The organism is Amycolatopsis circi (assembly GCF_003385235.1).
Lineage (GTDB): Bacteria > Actinomycetota > Actinomycetes > Mycobacteriales > Pseudonocardiaceae > Amycolatopsis > Amycolatopsis circi.
The window spans coordinates 39,928-62,343 of sequence record NZ_PQIA01000043.1; the positions used below are offsets into that span (position 1 = coordinate 39,928).

Annotated in this window: 22 protein-coding genes; 6 read left to right on the forward strand and 16 right to left on the reverse strand. The window is 68.8% G+C overall.

Going from position 1 to position 22,416, the window contains the following annotated elements; all coding sequences use genetic code 11:
* Positions 1-13: 13 nt before the first annotated feature.
* Positions 14-1,108 carry an FAD-dependent monooxygenase gene (locus D0D37_RS20105; RefSeq protein WP_116202097.1) on the reverse strand — a complete coding sequence of 365 codons (1,095 nt, stop codon included), beginning with the start codon at positions 1,106-1,108 and terminating at the stop codon, positions 14-16.
* Positions 1,109-1,175: 67 nt separating this feature from the next.
* Positions 1,176-2,414 (reverse strand): aspartate aminotransferase type Ic, encoded by a 1,239-nt coding sequence (locus tag D0D37_RS20110; protein ID WP_116202098.1) that lies wholly within the window; start codon positions 2,412-2,414, stop codon positions 1,176-1,178.
* Between the two features lie 71 nt (positions 2,415-2,485).
* On the opposite strand from D0D37_RS20110, the gene D0D37_RS20115 reads away from it, so the two are divergent.
* From D0D37_RS20115 to D0D37_RS20125, 3 genes are read left to right on the forward strand one after another with little or no spacing between them, the layout of a single operon-like run.
* Entirely contained in the window at positions 2,486-2,968 is a 483-nt protein-coding gene (locus tag D0D37_RS20115; protein WP_116202099.1) for a hypothetical protein, read from the forward strand.
* 44 nt (positions 2,969-3,012) lie between these two features.
* Positions 3,013-4,158, forward strand: coding sequence for a GDSL-type esterase/lipase family protein (locus D0D37_RS20120; RefSeq protein WP_116202100.1), 1,146 nt, complete (start codon positions 3,013-3,015; stop codon positions 4,156-4,158).
* Positions 4,159-4,184: 26 nt separating this feature from the next.
* Positions 4,185-5,126: a methylenetetrahydrofolate reductase gene (locus tag D0D37_RS20125; RefSeq protein WP_116202101.1), complete on the forward strand. Its 942-nt coding sequence runs from the start codon at positions 4,185-4,187 to the stop codon at positions 5,124-5,126.
* On the opposite strand, the gene D0D37_RS20130 is transcribed toward D0D37_RS20125, so the two are convergent.
* The 13 genes from D0D37_RS20130 to D0D37_RS20190 all read right to left on the reverse strand — a co-directional run bounded on the left by D0D37_RS20130 (position 5,104) and on the right by D0D37_RS20190 (position 17,058).
* Positions 5,104-5,592 (reverse strand): hypothetical protein, encoded by a 489-nt coding sequence (locus tag D0D37_RS20130; protein ID WP_244223584.1) that lies wholly within the window; start codon positions 5,590-5,592, stop codon positions 5,104-5,106. The genes D0D37_RS20125 and D0D37_RS20130 overlap by 23 nt on opposite strands.
* The gene (locus D0D37_RS20135) at positions 5,589-6,077 is read right to left on the reverse strand and encodes a hypothetical protein (protein ID WP_116202120.1); all 489 of its coding nucleotides are present in this window, start codon (positions 6,075-6,077) and stop codon (positions 5,589-5,591) included. Before D0D37_RS20135 ends, D0D37_RS20130 begins: the two co-directional genes overlap by 4 nt.
* Before the next feature lie 53 nt (positions 6,078-6,130).
* Positions 6,131-7,372: an MlaD family protein gene (locus D0D37_RS20140; protein ID WP_116202102.1), complete on the reverse strand. Its 1,242-nt coding sequence runs from the start codon at positions 7,370-7,372 to the stop codon at positions 6,131-6,133.
* Positions 7,372-8,574 carry an MCE family protein gene (locus tag D0D37_RS20145; RefSeq protein WP_116202103.1) on the reverse strand — a complete coding sequence of 401 codons (1,203 nt, stop codon included), beginning with the start codon at positions 8,572-8,574 and terminating at the stop codon, positions 7,372-7,374. Before D0D37_RS20145 ends, D0D37_RS20140 begins: the two co-directional genes overlap by 1 nt.
* Positions 8,571-9,767, reverse strand: a complete 1,197-nt coding sequence (locus D0D37_RS20150) for an MCE family protein (RefSeq protein ID WP_116202104.1) — start codon at positions 9,765-9,767, stop codon at positions 8,571-8,573. Before D0D37_RS20150 ends, D0D37_RS20145 begins: the two co-directional genes overlap by 4 nt.
* Positions 9,768-9,843: 76 nt before the next feature.
* Entirely contained in the window at positions 9,844-10,875 is a 1,032-nt protein-coding gene (locus D0D37_RS20155) for an MlaD family protein (RefSeq protein ID WP_162834343.1), read from the reverse strand.
* Complete coding sequence (locus tag D0D37_RS20160) at positions 10,872-11,909, reverse strand: MCE family protein (protein WP_116202106.1); 1,038 nt, start codon at positions 11,907-11,909, stop codon at positions 10,872-10,874. The genes D0D37_RS20155 and D0D37_RS20160 overlap by 4 nt, the downstream gene beginning before the upstream one ends.
* Positions 11,906-13,261 carry an MCE family protein gene (locus D0D37_RS20165; protein WP_116202107.1) on the reverse strand — a complete coding sequence of 452 codons (1,356 nt, stop codon included), beginning with the start codon at positions 13,259-13,261 and terminating at the stop codon, positions 11,906-11,908. Before D0D37_RS20165 ends, D0D37_RS20160 begins: the two co-directional genes overlap by 4 nt.
* Positions 13,258-14,118, reverse strand: a complete 861-nt coding sequence (locus D0D37_RS20170; RefSeq protein WP_009075203.1) for an MlaE family ABC transporter permease — start codon at positions 14,116-14,118, stop codon at positions 13,258-13,260. The genes D0D37_RS20165 and D0D37_RS20170 overlap by 4 nt, the downstream gene beginning before the upstream one ends.
* 1 nt (position 14,119) lies before the next feature.
* Positions 14,120-14,914 carry an MlaE family ABC transporter permease gene (locus tag D0D37_RS20175; RefSeq protein ID WP_116202108.1) on the reverse strand — a complete coding sequence of 265 codons (795 nt, stop codon included), beginning with the start codon at positions 14,912-14,914 and terminating at the stop codon, positions 14,120-14,122.
* Between the two features lie 174 nt (positions 14,915-15,088).
* Positions 15,089-15,853: a glucose 1-dehydrogenase gene (locus tag D0D37_RS20180; RefSeq protein ID WP_116202109.1), complete on the reverse strand. Its 765-nt coding sequence runs from the start codon at positions 15,851-15,853 to the stop codon at positions 15,089-15,091.
* Positions 15,854-15,866: 13 nt separating this feature from the next.
* The gene (locus tag D0D37_RS20185) at positions 15,867-16,748 is read right to left on the reverse strand and encodes a 3-oxoacyl-ACP reductase (RefSeq protein WP_116202110.1); all 882 of its coding nucleotides are present in this window, start codon (positions 16,746-16,748) and stop codon (positions 15,867-15,869) included.
* 124 nt (positions 16,749-16,872) lie between these two features.
* Entirely contained in the window at positions 16,873-17,058 is a 186-nt protein-coding gene (locus D0D37_RS20190) for a ferredoxin (protein ID WP_116202111.1), read from the reverse strand.
* 103 nt (positions 17,059-17,161) lie between these two features.
* On the opposite strand from D0D37_RS20190, the gene D0D37_RS20195 reads away from it, so the two are divergent.
* Both D0D37_RS20195 and D0D37_RS20200 read left to right on the forward strand, forming a co-directional pair.
* Positions 17,162-18,325 (forward strand): acyl-CoA dehydrogenase family protein, encoded by a 1,164-nt coding sequence (locus tag D0D37_RS20195; protein WP_116202112.1) that lies wholly within the window; start codon positions 17,162-17,164, stop codon positions 18,323-18,325.
* A gap of 11 nt (positions 18,326-18,336) precedes the next feature.
* Positions 18,337-19,368, forward strand: a complete 1,032-nt coding sequence (locus D0D37_RS20200; RefSeq protein WP_116202113.1) for an acyl-CoA dehydrogenase family protein — start codon at positions 18,337-18,339, stop codon at positions 19,366-19,368.
* 15 nt (positions 19,369-19,383) lie between these two features.
* Here the strand turns inward: D0D37_RS20200 and D0D37_RS20205 are convergent, their stop codons facing one another.
* Positions 19,384-22,155 carry a bifunctional acetate--CoA ligase family protein/GNAT family N-acetyltransferase gene (locus D0D37_RS20205; RefSeq protein ID WP_244223585.1) on the reverse strand — a complete coding sequence of 924 codons (2,772 nt, stop codon included), beginning with the start codon at positions 22,153-22,155 and terminating at the stop codon, positions 19,384-19,386.
* A gap of 73 nt (positions 22,156-22,228) precedes the next feature.
* Between D0D37_RS20205 and D0D37_RS47455 the strand changes: the two genes are divergently transcribed.
* On the forward strand, positions 22,229-22,416 hold a 188-nt coding region (locus D0D37_RS47455; protein WP_208720051.1), incomplete at its 3' end, for a hypothetical protein.

Below are 22,416 nucleotides of genomic sequence, written 5' to 3' on the forward strand. Positions count from 1 at the left end.
GTCGGCGAGGCGCTCACGCTGTGATTCGCGCGGTCCAGTCCAGATGATGCCGGTATGCCCATCCTCGCCCGCCGCCGACGTCCTTGCCCGCGCTGGCCGCCACGAGCTTCTCCACCCGGGCGCGGCGCAGCCGGTCGTAGGCCGCGAACGCCGCGGGCGCGTCCGGGAGGTCGCGCAGGCACTGGCCGAGCACCACCGCGTCTTCCAGCGCCATCGACGCGCCCTGTCCCGCAGCCGGGGACGCCGCGTGTGCCGCGTCACCGGCCAGCACCATCGACGACGTCGACCACACGCGGGTGGTCGGCAGGTCGTAGGAGTGGCCGCCGTGCACGTCGTCGCCGGTCGCGGCCACGATCGCGGCGCACGGCAGCGGGTCGTCCGCGAACGCGGCGTGGGCGAACTCACGCCAGCCTTCCGGCGTGACAGCGGCGATATCGGCACTCGATCGTTCGGAATCGGGGACACGGGCGAACCAGAACGTCCCGCCGTCCGGGGCGGTGGTGTACCCGAACGCGGCGCTGCTGCCGCGGAGCATCCGGTAGATGCCGGGCGCGGGAGGAAATCCTTCGGCGCGCGTGTAGCCGTAGACGACGGTCAAGCCGGTGAAGCGCGGCGGCTCGGCCTGCGGGTCGATGAGCGTGCGGACCACCGAATGCAGTCCGTCCGCGCCGATGAGCACATCGCCGGACGCGGTGGTGCCGTCCTGGAAGGTCGCGGTGACGCCCTCGGTGGCGGAGACCAGGCGCTTGCCGTGGACGATCTGGACGCCGCGGCGTTCCGCTTCCTGTTGCAGCGCACGGTAAAGCGCGGCACGGGTGAGGGTGCGCGGGCCGTCGAGTTCGCGGTCGAACTCGTGCGCGCCGAGCGTAGTCCCGTCCGGGCCGACGAGTTCCATGCCGGTCGAGGCGAAGGACGCCTCGATCACCGGAGAGTCGGCGTCGATCGCGCGCAACGCGTTCATGCCGTTGTGCATCACCACGAGGAACGCGCCCGCGTCCGCTCCCCCGCTGGGATGCGCCTCGTAGACGACCGGCTCGTGCCCGGCGAGTTGCAATGCCATCGCCGTGACCGTGCCGGCGACTCCGCCGCCGGCGATCAAAATCCGCATCGTGCGCCCCCTGGATACGACCGTGCCGCCGCCACCGTAGCGGGTGGCGGCGGCACGAAACCAGAGATCAGGCGCGCTGCGCGACCGCGAGCCGCACGCAGACGGCGAGGGCGCGGACGGCCTCCTCCACCTCGGCCAGCGCGGGGAAGGTCGGCGCGATGCGGATGACCGCGTCGGCCGGGTCGTCGCCGTGCGGATGGGTGGCCCCGGCCGGGGTCAGCGCGACGCCCGCCTCCTTGGCCAGCCGCACGACCTCCTTCGCGGTGCCCTCGGGCACAGTGAGCGAGATGAAGTAGCCGCCGGTCGGCTTGGTCCAGGTCGCCACGTCGCCCAGCTCCTCGGAGAGGATGCGCTCGACGGCGGCGAACTTGGGCGCGATCAGCTCGGCGTGCTTGCGCATGAGCGCGCGGACGCCGTCGGCGTCCTTGAGGAACAGCGCGTGGCGCAGCTGGTTGACCTTGTCCGGGCCGATCGTGCGCTTGCCGAGCACGCTCTGCCACCAGGCGAGGTTGGCCTCGGACGCGCCGAAGAACCCGACGCCGGCCCCGGCGAAGGTGATCTTCGAGGTGGAGCCGAACACGAACGCGCGGTCCGCGTTACCGGCCTCGGCGCAGAGGGCGAGGAGGTCGGCCAGCTCCGGCTCGTCGTCGGTGAGGTGGTGCACCGCGTAGGCGTTGTCCCAGATGATCCGGAAGTCCGGCGCGGCGGTCGGCATCGCGGCGAGCCGCCCGGCGGTCTCGGCGCTGAAGGTGACGCCGGTCGGGTTGGAGTACTTCGGCACGCACCAGATGCCCTTGACCGCGGCGTCCTCGGCGACGAGGCGCTCGACGACGTCCATGTCCGGGCCGGTCTCGGTCATCGGCACCGGGATCAGCTCGATGCCGAACCGCTCGGCGAGCGCGAAGTGCCGGTCGTAGCCGGGCACCGGGCACAGCATCGCGATCCGGGGCTCGTCGGCCCAGCGGCGCACGGCGCCCGGCAGGGTGCTGAGCATCGCCTGCGCGATGGTGTCGTGCATCAGCTCCAGGCTGGAGTTGCCCGCGGCGAACAGCTGCTCGACCGGCACCTGCAGCGCACCGGCGAAGATGCGGCGCAGCTCCGGCAGTCCCTTGAGCCCGCCGTAGTTGCGGGTGTCGGTGCCGTCCTCGGCCTTGTACTGGCCGTTCGGCAGCGTCAGGAGATCTGCGGAGAGGTCGAGCTGCCGGGGCGACGGCTTGCCGCGGGTGATGTCCAGGGACAGGCCGCGCTCGACCAGCGCAGCGTAGTCGCGACGGGCGGTGTCGACGTCGACAGGAGCTGTGGTCATACCACCACGCTAAACCGCTCGCGCAAGCCAGTTCGGGTGACCCCCGGCTCGCGTGGGCTAGCGTGGGGCGCGTGCGGTACCTGGTGCATGCCGAGCAACGGCAGTTCTCCTTGCGGGACAAGGACGCCTGGCGTCCCGGCGACGGCGGATGGACCGACGAGGCGGTGTCCGCGCACCGCGTGGCCGTAGAGCCGTCGTCGCTCTCCGTGGCGACCGCGCGCTCCGATTGGGTCGAGGTCGACGTGTCGGTCGGCGTGGCGGCGCCCCCGGTGCGGCCGGACGCGTCCCACGTCGTGGAAGCCGACCTCGACGTCCCCGGCGGCGAGGCGACGCTGGCCGGTCCCGCCGACTACGCCCGGCAGGAGCACCGGATCGCGGTCCCGCCCGGCCGGTACCGAGTCCGAGTGTCCTATGTGGAAAGCGGTCCGCCGGCCGCCGAATGGCACGACCACGAGTTCGGCGAGCACTTCCGGTACGTGCTGGACCTGTGGCCGTCCGCCGAAGCCGCCCCGGTCGCGGTGCTGCGCCAGGGCGCCGGGGTCTGGGACGGCTGATATTCCGTTGGCGGCGCGCGGCCGCGGACGGCAGACTCGGCGGCATGCAGTGGATCACCACCGAGATCGGCGAAGAGTTCGTGCGCGGTGCACTCGAGCTGGAACGCACGCCGCAAGGCTTGCTGCCGCACCGGCTGACCGCACGGGCGCGAGCGCAGAACACCGACAGCAGGGTCGCGATGGCGGAGTCCCAGCCGTCCGGCGTCCGGCTGGCGTTCCGCACCGAGTCGACCGCCATCGAGCTGGACACCCACCGCACGAAGGTCGGCTATGTCGGCGTGCCGCCGCTGCCGGACGGCAACTACGACCTCGTCCTGAACGGCAAGCTGGCCGGCTCCGCGACGGTCTCCGGCGGCGACGAACTGATCCTCGACATGATGACCGGCACCGGCGAAACCCGCCCCGGCCCGCCCGGCACGGTCCGGTTCTCCGACCTGCCTTCGGGGGTCAAGGACGTCGAGATCTGGTTGCCGTACAACGAAACCACCAGCTTGGTCGCGCTTCGTACCACTGCTCCGGTCTCTCCGCTGCCACCCGCTCGACGGGTCTGGCTGCATCACGGCAGTTCGATCAGCCACGGCACGGGTGCGGCAGGCCCGTCCCAGACATGGGCCGCGCTGGCCGCCGCAACCGCCGGGGTGGACCTGATCAACCTGGGCTTCAGCGGGAGTGCACTGCTGGACCCGTTCACTGCGAGGGCTCTTCGTGACACGCCCGCGGATCTGATCAGCGTGAAGCTGGGAATCAACGTCGTGAACGCCGACCTGATGCGATTGCGCGCTTTCGGCCCGGCGGTGCACGGGTTTTTGGACACGATCCGGGAGGGGCATCCGGACGTTCCGCTGGTGGTGATCTCGCCTTGGCTGTGCCCGATCCACGAGGACACGCCAGGCCCGGGCGCGCCGGACTTCAGCGCCGGAACGCTCCGGTTCAAGGCGACTGGGGATCCGGCTTCCGTGGCCGAGGGAAAGCTGACGTTGAAGGTGATCCGGGAGGAGCTGGCACGGATCGTGACGGCCCGGGAGGATCCGGCGTTGTCTTACGTGGACGGGCTTTCGCTGTATGGGGAAGGGGATTTCGCCGCGCACCCGCTGCCCGACGCGCTGCATCCGGACGCGGCTACGCATCGGTTCGCCGGGGAACGGTTCGCTAAGCAGGTCTTTGGGCCTGGCGGTCCGTTCGCGACCTGACGGCCCCGGCTGCTAACTTCCGCCTCATGGCGGACCACACTCTCCGGGCGAAGCTGACCGACTCCGACAGCGGTGTTCTTCTCTTCGGCATCACCCCGCCCCGCCTCAGCACCTCGCCCGAGCGGATCCGGGAGATCACCGCCGCCACCCTCGCGCGGCTGAGCGACCTCGACGTCGACGGCCTCGCCCTCTACGACATCGACGACGAGAGCGACCGCAACCCCGAGGAGCGGCCGTTCCCCTACCTGCCGACCCTCGACCCGGTCGCCTATCACTCGGACTATCTCAGCGAGTGGGACCGTCCGGCGGTGATCTACCGGTGCGTCGGCAAATACCCCGGGGCTGAGCTGCGCGACTGGCTGCAGACCGCCGACCCCGAGCGGGTGCTGTCCGTCTTCGTCGGGGCGTCCTCGAAGGGCAAAGAGGTCCACACCCGCCTGTCCGAGGCTCAGGCGCTGCGCCGCGAAGTCCGCCCGGACCTGCTGCTCGGCGGCGTCGCCATCACCGAACGGCCCGACGAGCACCTCCGGCTGATCGCCAAGCAACAGGCTGGCTGCGCGTACTTCATCTCGCAGGTGATCTACAGCACCGACGCCGCCAAGAGCATGGTCTCCGACTACTTCTACGCCTGCCGCGAGCAGCAGCTCGAACCCAAGCCGGTCCTGTTCACCCTCTCGGTCTGCGGCTCGGCGAAAACGCTGGCGTTCCTCAAGTGGCTCGGCGTGCACGTCCCCCGCTGGCTGGAGAACTCCCTGCGCCACGCGGACGACACGCTGGCCGAGTCGTACGAGCAGTGCCTGGCTAACGCCCGCGAACTGGCTGCTTTCTGCCGCAAGCTCGGCATGCCGTTCGGTTTCCTCGTGGAGAGCGTGTCCATCCGCAAGGTCGAGATCGAGGCGTCGGTCGCCCTCGCGCGGGAGGTCAGCGAACTGCTCGGCCGGACGGTTACAGCGGATCCAGCGCGGTGATCTTCCACTGCCCGTCGGTGCGATGCGCAGTCACGGACAACTGCCCCACCGACGACTGAGGCGCACCACCCCCGGGCAGGATCGTTTGCTGGTCAAGGAAAAGCAGCAGACTCGCGTCATCGCCATGCAAGGAGCGGACCCCGATCGCGCGCACTGTCGTCGTCCGAACCAGCTTTTCGCTCGCCGCACGTTGCCGGGCCGCAGCGAACTGGCTTTGATACTGGCTCACCGCCGAGCCTGTGAGGACATCGCCCGCGGCGCGAGCGGTGCGGTCCAGGTTCGCGTAGTCGTAAGAGAAAGCCGCCTTGACCGCGGCGCTGACCTGGTCGGTGACCTGCGACGTCGCCGCGGGGTCGACCATCGCTTCGTCGTCCTCGGGTTGCAGCAGCGACGCCTGCACGCCGAACCACACCGCGCACGCCAGTGCGATCGCGGCCACGCCAGCGGCGATCGTCCGTCGGTTCACGAGCCCACCGCCTGGACAGCGCCGATCTTCCACGCATCGCCGTCGCGCGCGAAGTCCACGGCCAAACGCGCCTGTTTCGCCGAGGGAGCGCCATCGCCGGTGCTCACGCGAACGTTCAGGACTGCGATCAGCCTTGCCGTGCCTGCCGAAGGATCCAGGTCGGTGACAGCGGCTTGCACCAGCGAAGCTGTCGACACGATCTTGGCGCGCTTGGCGCGGTCGATCTGCATCTGCCGGTCGCCGGACAGATCTTTGCCGTATTGCCCGGTCGTCGCGGCGATCCAGCGGTCCACGTCGGCCGCGCTCGTGCGGTAGTCGATCGTGTTGAGCGTGACCAGACTCGTGCTCGCGGCGGCCAGCACGGCGTCCCGGGCCCGGCCGCGGGCGAGGCTGTCGTCCTGGGCCGCGCTCCACCACGACCAGCCGAACCACGCGGCGGCCAGCACCGCGACCACGGTCAGTGCAGTCAGCACCCGCGCAGTCAGGAAGGGCTGCCCAGCAACAACCTCGTCGTCAGTTTCCGCAGTATCAACAGCCATCACGAACCGCCCAGCAACGCGCCGAGTCCGCCCTTCAGCGGCGCGGTCAGCTGTCCCAGCAGACCCGGCAACTGCTGCTGCGAACCCTGGTCCGAGGGCGCGGAAGCCTTGGGCGCGGCCGGAATCGCGGGCGGCTTCCCCGCGTACGGCGCGTTCTGCGCACCCCGGACCTCAGTCGGGCTGCCGGGAGGCTCCGCGCAGTAAGCGTTCATGTTGACCGGCGCGTCGCTCGTGTCGTTGGCCGGACGCTGTTTCGTGCCCTCGTACCCCTTCGTGCACGAATGCGGGTCGAAGAAGTTGAACACCACGCCCAGATGTCCGGTGCCGTCCGGCGAGGTCGACGGCGAGAACGCCGAGATCACCGGGTACGCCACCAAAAGTTCCTCGATGGCGTCCTTCCGCATCGAGGTGACCTGCGCGGTGGTGAGCGAGTTCGCGAACAGCACCCCAAGATCGGTTCCGGACGTGGCAAGCACATCGCTGATCTGCCGACTCAACTGGGGAGCCTCGTCGATCACCTTGCGGATAGCCGGATCCGAAGATTTCAGCTGCCCGGCGATCGTCTTCAGCCCGGACGCGAACGCCGTGATGTTCTGCGCCTGCCGCTCCTGCGTGGCGAAGACCGTGCGCGAATTCGCCAGCAACCCCTGCGTGTCCGGCACGTACTGGGCGGCCGTCGCGGTCAAAGAACTGGTGCTGTCCAACAGTTTCTGCAGCTGCGGTCCCGACCCGGCGAAGGCGTCGTACGTCTCGTCCACGACGGTCTTCAACGACTCCGGATGGACGCTCGCGACCAGGCCGTCGAGGTGCGTCAGCACGGAATCCGGCGTCGCGGGCAGCGACGTGCGGTCCTGCGTGATCACCGCGCCGTCCTCCAGGTACGGGCCGGATTCGCGGTCCGGCAGCAGGTCCACGAACTGCTCCCCCACCGCCGACCGGTTCGCGACCTGCGCGTGCAGCGCGGACGGGATGTCCGGGCCGCCGGAGTCGATGTCGAGGCGGACGTCGATGCCCTGCGGGGTGAGCGTCATGGCCCCGACCCGGCCGACGGTGACGCCGCGGTAGGCGACCTCGGAGTTCACGAAAACCCCGCCGGAGTCGGCGAGCTTGAGCGTCACGTGATAGCCGCGGTTGCCGAAAATCCGGTCGAGACCGGCGTAATGCCCGCCCGCGTACGCGACCGAAACGATGGCGATCGCGAAGAACACCAGCAGCTGGATCCGGACTTTGCGCGTGTTCATCAGCCGCCTCCCACCAGACCGCCGAGCAACCCGCCCAGCACCCCGCCGTAACCCGGTTTCGCCCCGCCCGTGGCCGGGGTGTTGGGCAGCGGCAACGGCAGCTGCGGCAACTGCGGCGTCCCTTGACCGGCGGCGGGCGGAGTGCCGCCGGTCGCCGGAGTCATCGGCAGCTGGAACGGCGGCTGCGAGGAGTTGGTGAAGTTCTGCACCAGCTTGTCGAGATCGAGGTTGATCCGCGCGTCGACGTTCGCGTAGTCGCCCTTGATCACGTTGCCCGCGTAGTCCGGGAACGGGTAGGTGAGCAGGATCCGCAGCGCGTTCGGCAGGTCCTTGCCCGCCGCGCTGAGCTGGCGCAGCGTCGGCTCCAGCGCCTTGAGGTTCGCGACGAGCTGGTCCCGGCTGCGGTTCACCGTGTCCACCGCGACCCCGGACAGCTTGTTCAGCGCGGTCAGCATCCCCACCAGCTGGTCGCGCTGGTCGGCGACGATCTTCAGCCCCGGCGCGAGTTTGTCCAGCGCGGTGGCGAGGTTCTGCTTCTGCCCGACGAGCGTGGTCGACAGCTTGTCCAGCCCGTCGATCGCGCGCAGGATCTCGCCCTTGTGCCCGTCCAGCTGGGTGGCCAGTTCGTCCACTCGGGACAGCAGCGCGCGCATCTGCGGTTCGTTGCCGGACAGCGCGTCGTTGAGTTCGTGGCTGATGTTCTGCAGCTGGTCGACGCCGCCGCCGTTGAGCAGCAACGACAACGCGCCCAGCACCTCTTCGATCTCCGGGTTGCGGTTCGTGCGCCCGAGCGGAATCTGCGCCCCGTCGGCGAGCTTGCCCGCGGGCTTCTCCGCGGTCGGCGCGCTCAGCTGCACGAACTTCTCGCCGAGCAGGCTGGATTGCCGCAGTTCGGCGCGCGCGTTGGCGGGCAGCTGGACGTCGCCGTTGACCGTCATCGACACGAGCGCGGACCGGGTGTCCGGGGTGAGCGCGATCCGGTCGATCCGGCCGACCGCGACGTCGTTCACCTTCACGTTCGCCTGCGGCACCAGGTCCAGCACGTCGGTGAACAGCGCGGTGACGTGGTACGGATGGTCGCCGACGTCCGGGCCGCCGGGCAACGGCGTCGAGTACAGCCCGTTGAACCCGCCGTCGCTGCACCCGGCGAGCACCAGCACTCCGGCGAGCACGCCCGCCAGCCGTTTGCGGAGGCGTTTCACTTGGCGCCTCCGGGTTTCTGCGTCATCACGTCCGACAGCGGCAGCGGAAACGGCGGCAACTGGCCGTTCTGCAGCGAGTTCAACGCCTGCGGGATGGACGGCAGCTTGAGCGTGCCGTCGAGGACCGGCGCGAGCTTCTTGCAGATGTTGCCGAGCGTGTCCGGAAGCGGCTTCGGCGTGCCCGCGCTGATCAACCGGCAGATGGTGAGGATCGGCGGGTTCGTGATCTCGTTCAGGTTGTCGCGCACCGCGATCGTGCCGGACGCCGCGTCGTAGGTGTTGATGAAGTTCGTCGCCCCGGTCGGCGCGATGTCGAGCACCTCGGCGAGGGAGGCCCGCTGGTCCACCAGCACCTTGGTGAGCGACGCCAGTTTGGCCACATTGGACGAAAGCCCGTTTTTGTTGTCCGCCACGAACTGTTTCACGTCACCGAGCGACGTGGACAGCGAATCGAGCGCGGCCCCGACGTCGTGCGAATCGTCGGCGAGGAACCCGCTGACGTCCGCGAGCCGCTGGTAGAACTCGTTCAGCTGACTGTCGCTTTGGGACAGCGCGGAGGTGAAGGAGTTCAGGTTCTTCACCGTGGAGAACAGGTCGTCCTTCGAATCGTCGAGCGTGCCGGCCAGATCGGCGAGCCTGCTGACGGTCGAGTTCAGGTCCTTGCCGTTGCCCTTGAGGTTGGCCGCGGCCGTGTCCAGCAGGTCGGACAACGCGCCGTTTTTGTTGGCCCCGTTGGGTCCGAGCGCGGTGGACAGCTTGTCGAGGCTCGCGTAGAGGTCGTCCAGTTCGACCGGCGTCGCGGTTTTGTCGCGCGCCAGCACGGTTCCGCTCGCGAGCGTCGGACCGCTGTCGTACGACGGGGTCAGCTGCACGTACCGGTCGCTCACCAGGCTCGGCGAAACGACCACCGCGCCGACGTCCTTCGGGATCGGGACGTCGTCGTTGACCTTCATGTCCACGCGCACCGCCTGGCCTTCCGGCGTCACCGCGGTGACCTCGCCGACCGCCACGCCCAGCACGCGCACGGACGAACCGGCGTACAGGCCGACGGTCTTCCCGAAGTACGCCGAGATCTTCGTCCCGCCGGTGTCGCGCAGCACCAGGTAGATGCCCGCGGTGAGCAGGAGGGCCGCCACGCAGGCGAGGGAGAGCCAGGTGAGGAGGGAGCGGCGGGGCTTGGTGTCTACGGTCATGACAGGGCCCCCTTGGGGTCTCGTGAGTGTTTATGCCGGTTAGAACCGGCATAAACACTCACCACGAGCCGAACGTTCACCGTCCACCCACCCCCTGGTCCGGCGCGGAGATCGGCGGCGTGCAGCCCTCCGGGTTGATCGAGATTCCGCCCGCCGTGATCGTCGGCGGCAGCAACCCGCACAGGTACCCCTCGAACCAGCGCCCGTTGCCGGTCGCGTTCGCGCCGACCCGGGCGAACGGGGCCATCAGCTGCAGGCTCCGCTCGAGGTTGCCCTGGTTGCGCTGCAGCACGTCGGTGACCTTCCCGAGCGCGGCGAGCGTCGGCCCGATCTGCGTGCGGTTGTCCGCGACCAGCCCGGACAACTGCTTCGAGATCTCCTGCGTGCCCTTGAGCAGCGTGCTGATCTGCTCGCGGCGCTGCTGCAGTTCGGTCAGCAACAGGTTGCCGTCGCTGATCACCTGCTGCAGCTGGGCGTTCCGGTCGGACAGCGTCTTCGAGATCTTGCTCGTGTTGGACAGCAGCGCGTGCAGGTCGGCGTCGCGCGAGGACACCGTCTTCGACAACGCCGACAGCCCGGACAGCGTGTCCTTCAAGTACTGCGGACTGTCCTTGAGGGAATCCGACAGCGCGGTGAAGCTCTGCGCGAGCTGTTTCGTGTCGATGTCGCCGACCGTGGTGGACAGCTGGTTGAACGCGTCCTGCAGCTCGAACGGCGTCCGCGTGCGCTGCACCGGGATCGTGTCGCCGGGCGACTGCGTGCCGCCGCCTTTCGTGTCCAGCGCGAGGTACTTCTCCCCCAGCAGCGTCTTGATCTCGATCGACGCCGTGGACGCGTCGCCGACCCGCACGCCCTTCACCCGGAACTTCACGAGCACCTGTTTGTGCCCCAGTTCCACCGAAGTCACCTGCCCGACCTTGACGCCGGCCACCTGCACCTCGTTGTCCGGCGCGAGCCCGGCGGACTCGGCGAACGCCGCGGTGTAGGTGGTGCCGTTGCCGAACATCGGGATGCTGTCGGAAAAGTACGTCACCGCGGTGATCAGCACGATGAGCACGAGCGCCACCGCGCCGACGCTGGCTTGGTTCCGGTCTTTGAGTCGCTTCACGGGCCACACCTCGGCGCGCGTTCAGTGCCGGGAACCGGAACAATCGGCAGCGTCACGTCCAGCGAGGAAATGCCTATGGTGCCTTCGATCCCGCACAGGTAGTAGTTGAACCAGCTGCCGTAGCTCAGGGTCCGGGTGAACTTCTCCAGGTTGCCCGGCAGCACCTGCAGCAGGTGCTCGATGAGCGGCTGCGAATCGTTGAGGTTGTTCGACAGCTTCCCGAGCTGGGCCACGTCCTGCTGCACGGCGGGACGGGCGTCCGCGAGCAGACCGGCGGTCGCGTTGGTGAGGTCGCCGAGCGCGCCCACCGCGTCGCCGATCGGCTTGCGCTGCTCGGCCAGCCCGCTCACCAGCCGCTGCGTCTGGTCGACGAGGTCGCCCAGCTGCGGGCCGCGTGCGTTGACCGTGCTGAGCACCTGGTTGAGGTTGTCGATGACCTGCCCGATCACCTTGTCCTTGCCCGCGATCGCCGACGTGATCGACGCCGTGTGCGACAGCAGGCTGGTGATCGTGCCGCCCTCGCCCTGGAACACCTGCACGATCTCGGCGGAAAGCTGGTTGACCTCCTTCGGGTCCAGCGCCTTGAACAGCGGCTTGAACCCGTTGAACAGCACGGTCAGGTTGAGCGCCGGTTTGGTCCGCTCCGGCGGGATCGTGTCGCCGGGAGACAGCAGGTCGCCGCCGCTGACGTCGGTGCCGAGCGAGAGGTAGCGCTGGCCGACGAGGTTGCGGTACTTGATGGTCGCGGTGGCGAGCGAGGGCAGCTTGTACGCCGATTCGACGAGGAACCGGACCTCGGCGTAGTTCTGCTCGCCCTGGTCGACCCCGATCGTCTCGACCTGGCCGACCTTCACCCCGGAAATCCGCACGTCGTCGCCGGCCTGCAGCCCGGACGCGTCGGTGAACTTCGCGACGTAGGACGCGGTGTTGCCGAAGTTCGTGTTCGCGATCGTGGTGGCGAGGACCCCGGTGAGCAGCACGGTGACCACGGCGAAGATGCCGATCTTGATCAGCGCGGGAACGAACGACCTCATTTCAGCTCCACCTCCGCCCCGCGGTACAGCGGCCCGACCAGCAGCCCCGACCAGCCCGGAACGTTGTCCGGCGTGGTGTTCAGCGTCGGCGAAATCAGTAGGTCGAGCAGCTTCTGCTCGTCGGCCGACCCGACGATGCTCGGCGCGCCGCCGGTCGAGCCGGACCCGCCGGGCAGCGGGCCGTTGGTGATGTCGCCGGGGAGCGTGCCGTCCGGATTGTGCGGCGGGGCGGGTTTGGTCGTCCCGTCCTTCACCGCGCCGTCGGGCGGATACTGCGGCCAGTGCCCGGGTTTCGGCACCTGCGGATAGCAGCGCGGGCCGCGTTTGTCGTCGTACTTCGGCTCGTCGACGCCGGGCAGGTATTTGCCGCGGCTCGCCGAGAACTCGATCGTCACGCGGCTGACCTCCGGATGCGCGGTGCCCTTGCCGAACGCCAGCTCCGCGTTCGGCACCGTCCCGGCCAGCTGTTTGAACAGGCACGGGTATTCCGGCGCGTACTTCGCGAGCACGTCGAGCGTGGGCTGCACCGCGGTGGTGAGGCGGATGATGTTGTCCTTGTTGACTTCCAGGAAGCGCGTCAGGTCGGTGGCGGTGCCGGTGACCGAGGAGTACAGGTCGGTCAGCCCGCGCTGTTTCTCCACGATGGTCTGCGTCGTCGTGGTGAGGTCCGCCAGTGCCTGCAACGCGTCCGGCGCGGCTTTGTCGTAGATGCCGGAAACGTTGGCCAGCCCGGTGATGTCGGCCTTGAGATCGGGCAGCGACGGGTTGAGCTTACCGAGATAGTCCGACAGCTGTGTGAGCGTCTCGCCGAGCTTCTTGCCGCGCCCGTCGAGCGCGGTGGACACGGCGTTGAGCGTGCTCGAAAGCTTCTCCGGCTGCACCGCCTGCAGCAGCGGCATGACGTGGTTGAGCACCTGCTCCAGCTCGATCGCGGTGCTGCTGCGGTCCTGCGGGATGACGTCGCCCGCCTTGATCGGCCGCTGCGCCTGCTCGGGCAGCTGGAGCGCGACATACCGTTCGCCGAACAGGGTTTTCGGCAGCAGCCGCGCCGAAACGTTCGACGGGATCACGTCGGTCTTGTCCGGCTGCAGCGCCAGTTCCAGCTCCGCGTGGTCGCCGACCGGCCGCACGTCGCGGATCTCGCCGACGAGCATCCCGCGCACCTTCACGTCGCCGCCGACGCGCAATTGGCTGCCGACGTGGTCGGTCTCCAGCTTCACGAGCGTGACCGGCGTGAACACCTTGCGGTACGCGGCGATCGTGGTGGTGAAGAACAACGCGGCTACGACCAGGAAGATCAGGCCCAGCAGCTGGTACTGGAGCCGTCTGCGCAACTCTCGACGGGTACTCATCCGGATATCCGCACTGTCGTGTTCGCGCCCCAGATCGCGAGGCTCAGGAAGAAGTCCAGCACCGAGATCAGCACGATCGACGTCCGCACCGCGCGGCCCACCGCGATGCCCACCCCGGCCGGCCCGCCGGAGGCGGTATAGCCGTAATAGCAATGGGAAAGGATCACCAGCACGCTGAACACGATCACCTTGGCGAACGACCACAGCACGTCCTCCGGCGGGAGGAACAGCGTGAAGTAATGGTCGTAGGTTCCCGCGGACTGGCCGTAGAGCCAGATGGTGATCTGCCGCGACGCGAGATACGAGGACAGCAGGCCCACCGCGTACAGCGGGATCACCGCGGTGACGCCGGCGAGCACGCGCGTGGTGACGAGGTACGGCATGCTCGGCACGGCCATCACTTCGAGCGCGTCGATCTCCTCGGAGATCCGCATCGCGCCGAGCTGGGCGGTGAAACCGCAGCCGACGGTGGCCGACAGCGCGAGCCCTGCCGACAGCGGCGCGACCTCGCGGGTGTTGAAGTAGGCCGAAATGAACCCGGTGAGCGCGGCGGTGCCGAGCTGGTTCAGCGCCGAATATCCCTGCAGGCCCACGATGAGGCCGGTGAACAGCGTCATCCCGATCATCACGCCGAGCGTCCCGCCGATCACCGCGAGACCGCCGGTGCCGAAGCAGACCTCGGTGAGCAGCCGCGTGGTTTCGCGGCCGTAGCGGCGGATCGTGCGCGGCGACCAGGCGAGCGCCCGGCCGTAGAACGACAGCTGTTTCCCGAGTCCTTCGAGACTCGCGCCAGGGCGCGCGATGATCTCCAGCGTCCGGTCGGACGCGCGCGTCTGCTCGATCGGTTCGGCGGTCATGTCACAACGCCTTCGGGGGCACGACTTTGAGGTACACGGCGGTCAGCACGACGTTGATCAGGAACAGCAGCAGGAAGGTGATCACCACCGCCTGGTTCACCGCGTCGCCGACGCCCTTCGGCCCGCCGGACGGGTTCAGCCCGCGGAAGGCGGCGACCACCCCGGCCACGAAGCCGTACAGGAACGCCTTGATCTCGCTGATCCAGAGGTCCGGCACCTGCGCGAGCGCGTTGAAGCTGGCCAGGTACGCGCCGGGCGTGCCGCCTTGCAGGACCACGTTGAAGAAGTAGCCGCCGAGCACGCCGACCACGCTGACCAGGCCGTTGAGCAGCACCGACACCACGATCGCGGCGAGCACCCTCGGCACCACGATGCGCTGGATCGGGTTGACGCCGAGCACTTCCATCGCGTCGATCTCTTCGCGGATCTTGCGCGCGCCGATATCGGCACAGACCGCGCTTCCGCCCGCCCCGGCCACCAGCAGCGCGGTGATCAGCGGGGCCGCCTGCTGCACGATGGCGAGCGCGCTGGCCGCGCCGGTGAACGACTGCGCGCCGATCTGCGTGGTCAGCGAACCCAGCTGCAGCGCGATGACCGCGCCGAACGGGATCGCGACCAGCGCCGTCGGCAAAATGGTCACGCTCGCGAAGAACCAGCACTGCTGGATCCATTCGCGGAACTGGAACGGACGCTTGAAAATCGCCCGCAGGACCTCCCAGGACAGCGTGGCGAGCCTGCCGGCCTGGGTCAGCGCCGCGGTGCCCGGGAGAGTGACTGAGCCGCTTGCGCCCACCACACCTCCCAGTAGTCACCCCCGAGTCTTGCCCATCCCCGCCCGCCGATTTCGGTTAGCGGTGTTCACTCCCGTCGCTTCAGCCCCCAGCCGTCACCCTAGGCGCAGCAGCACCGGCAGTGCTCACTCCATCCATGCCCCCGCCGCCGCCCTCAGCGGAGGAGCTTCGCTCCACAATCACAACTTCAACGCGTGCGTGGCGGTCGCCCCGCCGTCGGCGACGAACTCGCTGCCGGTGCAATACGAACTCTCGTCGCTGCCGAGGAACACCAGCAGCGGCGCGATCTCGTCGGCCCGGCCGACCCGGCCGAGCGCGACCTTCTTGCCCACCCAGGACACGTCCACGTCCGCGCCCGCCGCGTCGGACACCATCTTCGTGTCGATCATGCCCGGATGCACCGAGTTGACCCGGATCCCGCGCGCACCCAGTTCCAGCGCGGCGACCTTGGTCATCCCGCGGATCGCGAACTTGGTCGCGGTGTAGGCGACGAGGAACGGCATCCCGGCCAGACCCTCCACAGAGGACACGTTGACGATGGAGCCGCCGCCGGCCCCCGCCATGGGTTCAACGACCGAGCGCATGCCGAGAAACGCCCCGATCTGGTTGATCCGCACGACGCGTTCGTATTCGGCGAGCGGCGTCTTCGCGAGTTCCGAAAAGTACAGCACCCCGGCGTTGTTGACCAGCACCGTCGGCGGTCCGAATTCCGTCACCGTGCGGTCGACCGCGGCCGTCCAACCGTCCTCGTCGCTCACGTCGAGATGGCAGAACACGGCCGATTCGCCGAGTTCGGCGGCCAGCTCCTCGCCTTCGTCGTCGAGGACGTCGGCGATCACCACCTGCGCGCCTTGCGCGACGAACGCGCGCGCGGCCGCCGCGCCCTGGCCGCGTGCCGCTCCGGTGATCAGGGCGACCTTGCCGGCCATTCGGTGCTCGGTCATGCGTCCTCCGGGGTCAGGGCAGCGAAAGCAGATCGGTCGCGGCGAACATCCGCTCCGGGTCCCGGCCGGCGAAGTGCGCGCCGACGGTTTCGGCGAGTTCGCCGGTGGTCCAGGCGCCGTTCGCGGTGTCGAACCGCTCCTCCACCGTCGGCGGAGCCAGCAACGCGACCATGCCGCCGTGGACGACGAAAACCTGGCCGTTGATCGCGTCCGCGTCCGGTGACGCGAGGAATGCGACAAACGGAGCAACGTGCTCTACCGACAACGGATCGAGCCCGTCGGCGGGTGCTTCGCCGAAGACATCCGCGGTCATCGCGGTGCGGGCGCGCGGGCAGATCGTGTTGGCGCGCACGCCGTATTTCGCGAGCCCGCGCGCCGCGGACATGGTGAGCGCCGCGATGCCCGCCTTGGCCGCCGAGTAGTTCGGCTGGCCGGGCGAACCGACCAGAAACGCCTCGGACGCGGTGTTCACCAGCCGGCCGTACACCGGCTGTCCCTCCATTTTGGAGCGATCGCGCCAATACGCGGCGGCGTTGCGGGACAGCAGGAAATGCCCGCGCAGGTGCACCGCGATGACCTTGTCCCAGTCCTCGTCGGACATCGAGAACAGCATCCGGTCGCGGAGCACGCCCGCGTTGTTCACGACAATGTCGAGGCTGCCGAAGTGGTCCACCGCGGCCGACAGCAGTTCCTTCGCGGTTTCGGCCGAGGAGACGTCTCCGGCCACCGCGAGCGCCTTGCCGCCGTGCTTTTCGATCTCGGCCACGACGTCCGTCGCTTCGCCGATGTCGTTGACCACGACGGACGCGCCTTCGCGGGCCAGCGCGAGCGCCTCGGCCCGGCCGAGCCCGGCTCCGGCCCCGGTGACGACAGCGACCTTGCCCTCGAGAGTCATCGAACCGCCTCAGCCCGGTCGTCGTTCGTGTTCCCTGCGGCCGATTTCACCCGCGAGCCTCCTCGTCGAAGCCTGCCTGACGAAGCACAGACTAGAATCTGTTCTCGTTTTGAGCAAGCCCCGATCAACCGGTCGTGAACAGGGCGTTCTTCGGGCAGTTCGTCACCGCTTGCGAAACACGTTCTACTTCGTCCTCCGGAACCGGTCCGATCACCAGGTTCTCGTCGTCGTCGAGATCGAAGACCTCCGGCGCGAACCCCACGCACACCGCGTTGGCCTCGCACAGCGTCCGGTCGACACTGACCTCCATGCTTCCTCCCGCTCGCCGCTCCTGGTACAACTAGAACAGGTTCTAGCTTACCGCCGGGGCCCGGTACGACACCACAACGAGACCGGCGGGGTGGAGGTGACGGGTGCGGATCGACTATACGAGCGAGCAGCAGGCACTGGCCGCTGAGCTGCGGGAATATTTCGCCGAACTGATGACTCCGGCGCGGCGGGAAAGTCTCGCCGCGCCTGGTGGCGAGTACGGCGACGGCTTGGCGTACAAGGAAATCGTCCGGCAGCTCGGCAAGGACGGCTGGCTCGCGCTCGGCTGGCCGCGCGAGTACGGCGGCCAGGACCGGAGCATGCTCGACCAGCTGGTCTTCACCGACGAGGCGGCGGTCGCCGGGGTGCCGGTGCCGTTCCTGACGGTGAACACGGTCGGCCCGACGATCATGCGGTTCGGGACGCCGGATCAGAAGGCGTTCTACCTGCCGAAGATCGCCGCCGGCGAGCTGCATTTCGCGATCGGCTACTCCGAGCCGGGCGCGGGCACGGACCTCGCCTCGCTGCGCACGCGGGCTACCCGCGACGGCGACGAATACGTGGTCAACGGGCAGAAAATGTGGACCAGCCTGATCGAGTACGCCGACTACGTGTGGCTCGCCGCGCGCACCGATCCGGAGGCGCGCAAGCACAAGGGCCTGTCGATCCTGATCGTGCCGACCTCCGCGCCGGGCTTTTCCTGGACGAAGGTGCACACGGTCGCCGGGCCTGGCACCAGCGCGACCTACTACGACGACATCCGCGTGCCGGTCACGTCGCGGGTCGCCGAGGAGAACGCGGGCTGGCCGCTGATCACCAACCAGCTCAACCACGAACGCGTCGCGCTCACCTCCGCCGCGCCCGTGCGGAAAGCGCTGGCCGACGTCGTGGAATGGGCTCGCGCGGAGTCGCTGACCGACCGCGAATGGGTCCGGACGCACCTCGCGCGCGTGCACGCCTACGCCGAGTACCTGAAGCTGCGGAACTGGAAGATCGCCTGGGCCGCCGCTGCCAGCGAACTCGGCCCGGCCGAGGCGTCGGCGACCAAGGTGTACGGCACCGAGATGGCGATCGAGGCGTACCGGCTGCTGATGGAGGTGGTCGGCGCGGCCGCCGTGGTGCGCGACGGCTCCCCCGGCGCGGTCCTCGCGGGGCGGCTGGAACGGCTGCACCGTTCGGCGTTGATCCTCACTTTCGGCGGCGGCACCAACGAGGTGCAGCGCGACATCGTCGCCGCCACCGCCCTCGGGCAGCCCGTGACGCGTTAGGAGTTCTCCCGGTGGACTTCTCTCTCACCGAAGCACAAAACGACCTTTCCGCCCTGGCCCGGCGCATTCTCGCCGACCAGGTCACCGCGGAATCGCTGGGCCCGCACGGCTCCGGCGGTTTCGATGCTCCACTGTGGACTGTTTTGGCCCGCTCCGGCGTCCTCGACGCGGCCCTGCCCTCGACGGTCGGCGGCGGCGGTTTCGGCTTGCTGGAACAGTGCTCTGTCCTGATCGAGATCGGCCGCGCGGTCGCTCCGGTCCCATATCTGTCGTCGATCGTCCAGGCTGGCTCGGTGCTCACTGATCCGTTGCTGGCCGAGCGATGGCTTCTTCCGGTCTCTCGCGGCAAGGCTGTGCTCGCTGTCGCCCTCGGCGGCTCGTTCGTCTCTTCAGACGGACGCCTCACGGGTACGCAGACCGCGGTCCCCTTCGCCGCCTTCGCAGACGCCTTACTCGTCGAAGCCAACGACGGCGTGTACATCGTCGAGAAAGACGCTGTTGGTGTCTCTATCGAAGCGCAGTCCACCACTGACCACGCCGACGCTGCTTTGGTGACGCTGTCCGACACCCCCGGCGTCGCTCTCGGTGACGTCGGCGAACAGCTGCGCCTTCGCGGCACTCTCGGCGCTTGCGCACAACAGTTGGGCGTCTTGGAACGCGCGCTTGAAATGACGGCTGCGTACACACGCGAACGCAAGCAGTTCGACAAGGTGCTGGGCAGCTTCCAAGCCGTCCGGCACCGGCTCGCGGACGCGTACATCGACGTCGAAGCCGTTCGGCTGACGCTGTGGCAGGCAGCCTGGAAACTCTCCGAAGGCCTGCCCGCCGCCGCTGACGTTGCCACTGCGAAGTTCTGGGCCGCCGAAGCCGGACACCGCGTCGCGCACACCGCGGTGCACCTGCACGGCGGCGTCGGCATCGATGTCGAGCACCCGGTGCACCGCTACTTCGCCGCCGCGAAGCGCCTGGAGTTCAGCGGTGGTGGGGCGACGGAGCAACTGTTGGGGCTGGGCCGGGTTCTCGTGAGTGGCAATCCCGGTTAGAACCGCGATCGCCGCTCACGAGTCCAACGGCGTGATGTGCCGCAGCCGACGCGGTCCGGTGTCCGGCCGCGTCGGCGGCGCGCCCACCACCAACCGCGCGTTGGCGACAAACGCCCCGTCCGGCGACGCGAGAATCGGATCCAAGGCCAACGACCGCACCTCGGGGTTGTCCTCCGCGAGCGCCGCGACGCGCAACACCATGTCCTGCAATGCCGCGAGGTCCGCTGGTTCGTCACCGCGATACCCCGTCAGCAACGGCGACGTACGCGGCTCACGAATCAGCGTCGCCGCGTCGACGTCCGTCAACGGCACCGCTCGATACGCGCGGTCGCCGAGCAGCGTGCTGACCAACCCCGATAGCCCGAACGACACGAGCGTGCCGAACGACGGGTCGTCCTGCAGCCCGATCGCGCACGACAGCCCCTTCGGCGCCATCTGTTGCACGTACACGTCTTCGTCGCCCGACACCGCACACAGATCCCGGTACGCCCCGCGTACGGAGTCTTCGGACATCAGGTCAAGCCGTACCCCAGCGAAGTCCGGCCGTCCGCGCAGCCGCTCGTCAACCGCCTTCAACGTGACGGGATAACCAAGCTCAGCCGCCGCGGCCACCGCGTTGCTCTCACTGGACGCCACCCGGAACGGCACCACATCCACGCCGTAACAGCTGAGCAACCGGACCACGTCGTCGTCAGACAACAGCGTCGAACTGCCGTCCTCGGGCAGCAGCTCGCGCACGATCTCCTGCGCCTGCTCGACATGCAGACCGCCAGGCCGCACCAACGTCCCCTGCGGCCGCTGCCGCCACGCCGCGTACCGAACGACGCGCGCCAACGCGTTCACCGCGCGCTCCGGACTCGAATACGACGGAATCGACCCACGCGTCGGCACCCCGTCGTCAGAAAGCACCGCCAACTCGTCCGGTATGCCTTCCGCCGCGAGGAATGTCGAGACGATCGGCTTCGACTGCTTCATCTCCGACACCGCTTCGCGCAACGCTCGCGCGTACGCAGCCCCAGGGATCGCTACCGGTGGCGCGAAAACCGCTATCAACGCGTCAGTCTCCGGCGAATCCAACGCCTCGCGCACCGCCGTAGCGAACTCGTCCGGCCCCGCTTGCGGACCGATGTCGACCGGATCGAACGCCAGCCGCAAGCCCTCCGAACGGGCGGTATCGGCGGCCAGCAACCCGATCGCGCTGGAGTTTCCGACAATCCCGATCCGCGGCCCCGCAGGCAACGGCTGATGCGCGAACACGAGCGCGGTGTCGAACAACTGCGCCAGCGACTCGACCCGCACGACGCCAGCCTGCTCGAACAACGCCTGCACGCTGGCCTCGTCGACCTCCGCCGACGTCGCCGCGAGCTGCGGCCGCACCGCATGCCGCCCGGATTTCACCGCCACGATCGGCTTCGACCGCGCCAACCTGCGCGCCAGCCGCGCGAACTTGCGCGGGTTGCCGAACGACTCCAGATACAGCAGCACCAAGTCGGTATCCGGGTCGGTTTCCCAGTACTGCAGCAAGTCATTGCCGGACACATCCGCCCGGTTGCCCGCCGACACGAACGTCGACAACCCCAGCCCGCGCGACCCTGCGTCCGCCAGAATCGCTGTCCCGAGCGCGCCCGACTGACAGAAGAAGCCCGTCCGCCCACGCTTCGGCAACCGCGGCGCGAGCGTCGCATTGAGCCGAACGTCCTTCGCGGTATTCAGCACGCCCAGCGCATTCGGCCCGACCACGCGCATCCCGTGCGCCCGTGCCTCGCCGACCAGCCGCAACTCCGCGTGCAACCCGAGCGGCCCCGACTCCGCGAACCCGCCGGACACGATCACCAGTGTCTTGACGCCCTTGGCCAAACAAGCGTCCAACACCGATTCGACGGCCTCCGCGGGCACCGCCACCAACGCCAGATCAACCGGATCCGGAATGTCCAGCACCGACGGATACGCCCGTACTCCGCGAACCGACCGATGCTCCGGATTGACCGGATACACCGCTCCCGCGAAATCCGCCGCAAGCATGTTGGCGAACGCGACATGCCCGACCTTGGTGGGATCCGCGGACGCTCCGATCACCGCCACCGTGTCGGGATGGAGGAGATTGTGCACGCTCCGCGCCTCCGCGGCTTGCTCCCTCGACCGCGCGACCGCGAGCGATTCCTCCGTGGGGTCGATGTCGAACTCGAGATGCAGCACGCCTTCCTCGATCGCGCGACTGACCTGGTAGCCCGCGTCGCGGAACACCCGCACCATGGCGGCGTTCTCGCTCAGCACCTCCGCGACGAACCGCCGCAACCCGCTTTCCGACGCCGCCGCCGCGAGGTGCTCCAGCAGAATCGACCCGAGCCCGCGCCCCTGATGCTTGTCGTCGACGACGAACGCGACCTCCGCCGAAGGCCCCTGATCGAGCCGCTCGTAGCGCCCCACCGCGACCACGTCATCGCCGAGCAACGCGACAAACGCGACCCGATCGTGGTGGTCGACAGTGGAAAACCGCTCCAGATCCCGCGGTGGGATGCGCGGATAAGCGCCGAAGTAGCGGAAGTACCGCGTGCGCTCGGAAAGCCTGCCGTGGAGCGCGACGAGCCCGTCGGCGTCACTGGGCACGACGGGTCGCAAGTGGACAGTGCCGCCGTCGGAAAGGACTACGTCGGCTTCCCAATCGCGGGGGTAGTCGTAGGGATCGCGCTTCCCGCTTGGGGCGGGGTGTTCCGCCGAAGCGGAATGGCCCGACGCTGCGTGCTTGCCAGCCGCCGCGGAATCCGCCGCTCCGAAATCGCCAGACATCGCATCGCCTCCTGCCCTGGCGCTCCCGCCCGCCGCGCCTGGTCCCCCAGCCGCGGATGGGCCAGGCACCGCGTTGCTGCTCTCCGCGGCGGAGTTTCCCGCCGCGTTGCTGCTCTCCGGGGCGGCGTTTCCCGCCGCGTCGCTGCTCTCCGGGGCGGCGTTTCCCGCCGCGTCGCTGCTCTTCGCGGCCGAGTTTCCCGCCGCGTTTCCCCCCGCCGCAGGACCGGTGGCCCCAGCATCGCCCGTCGTCCGGTCGCCGCC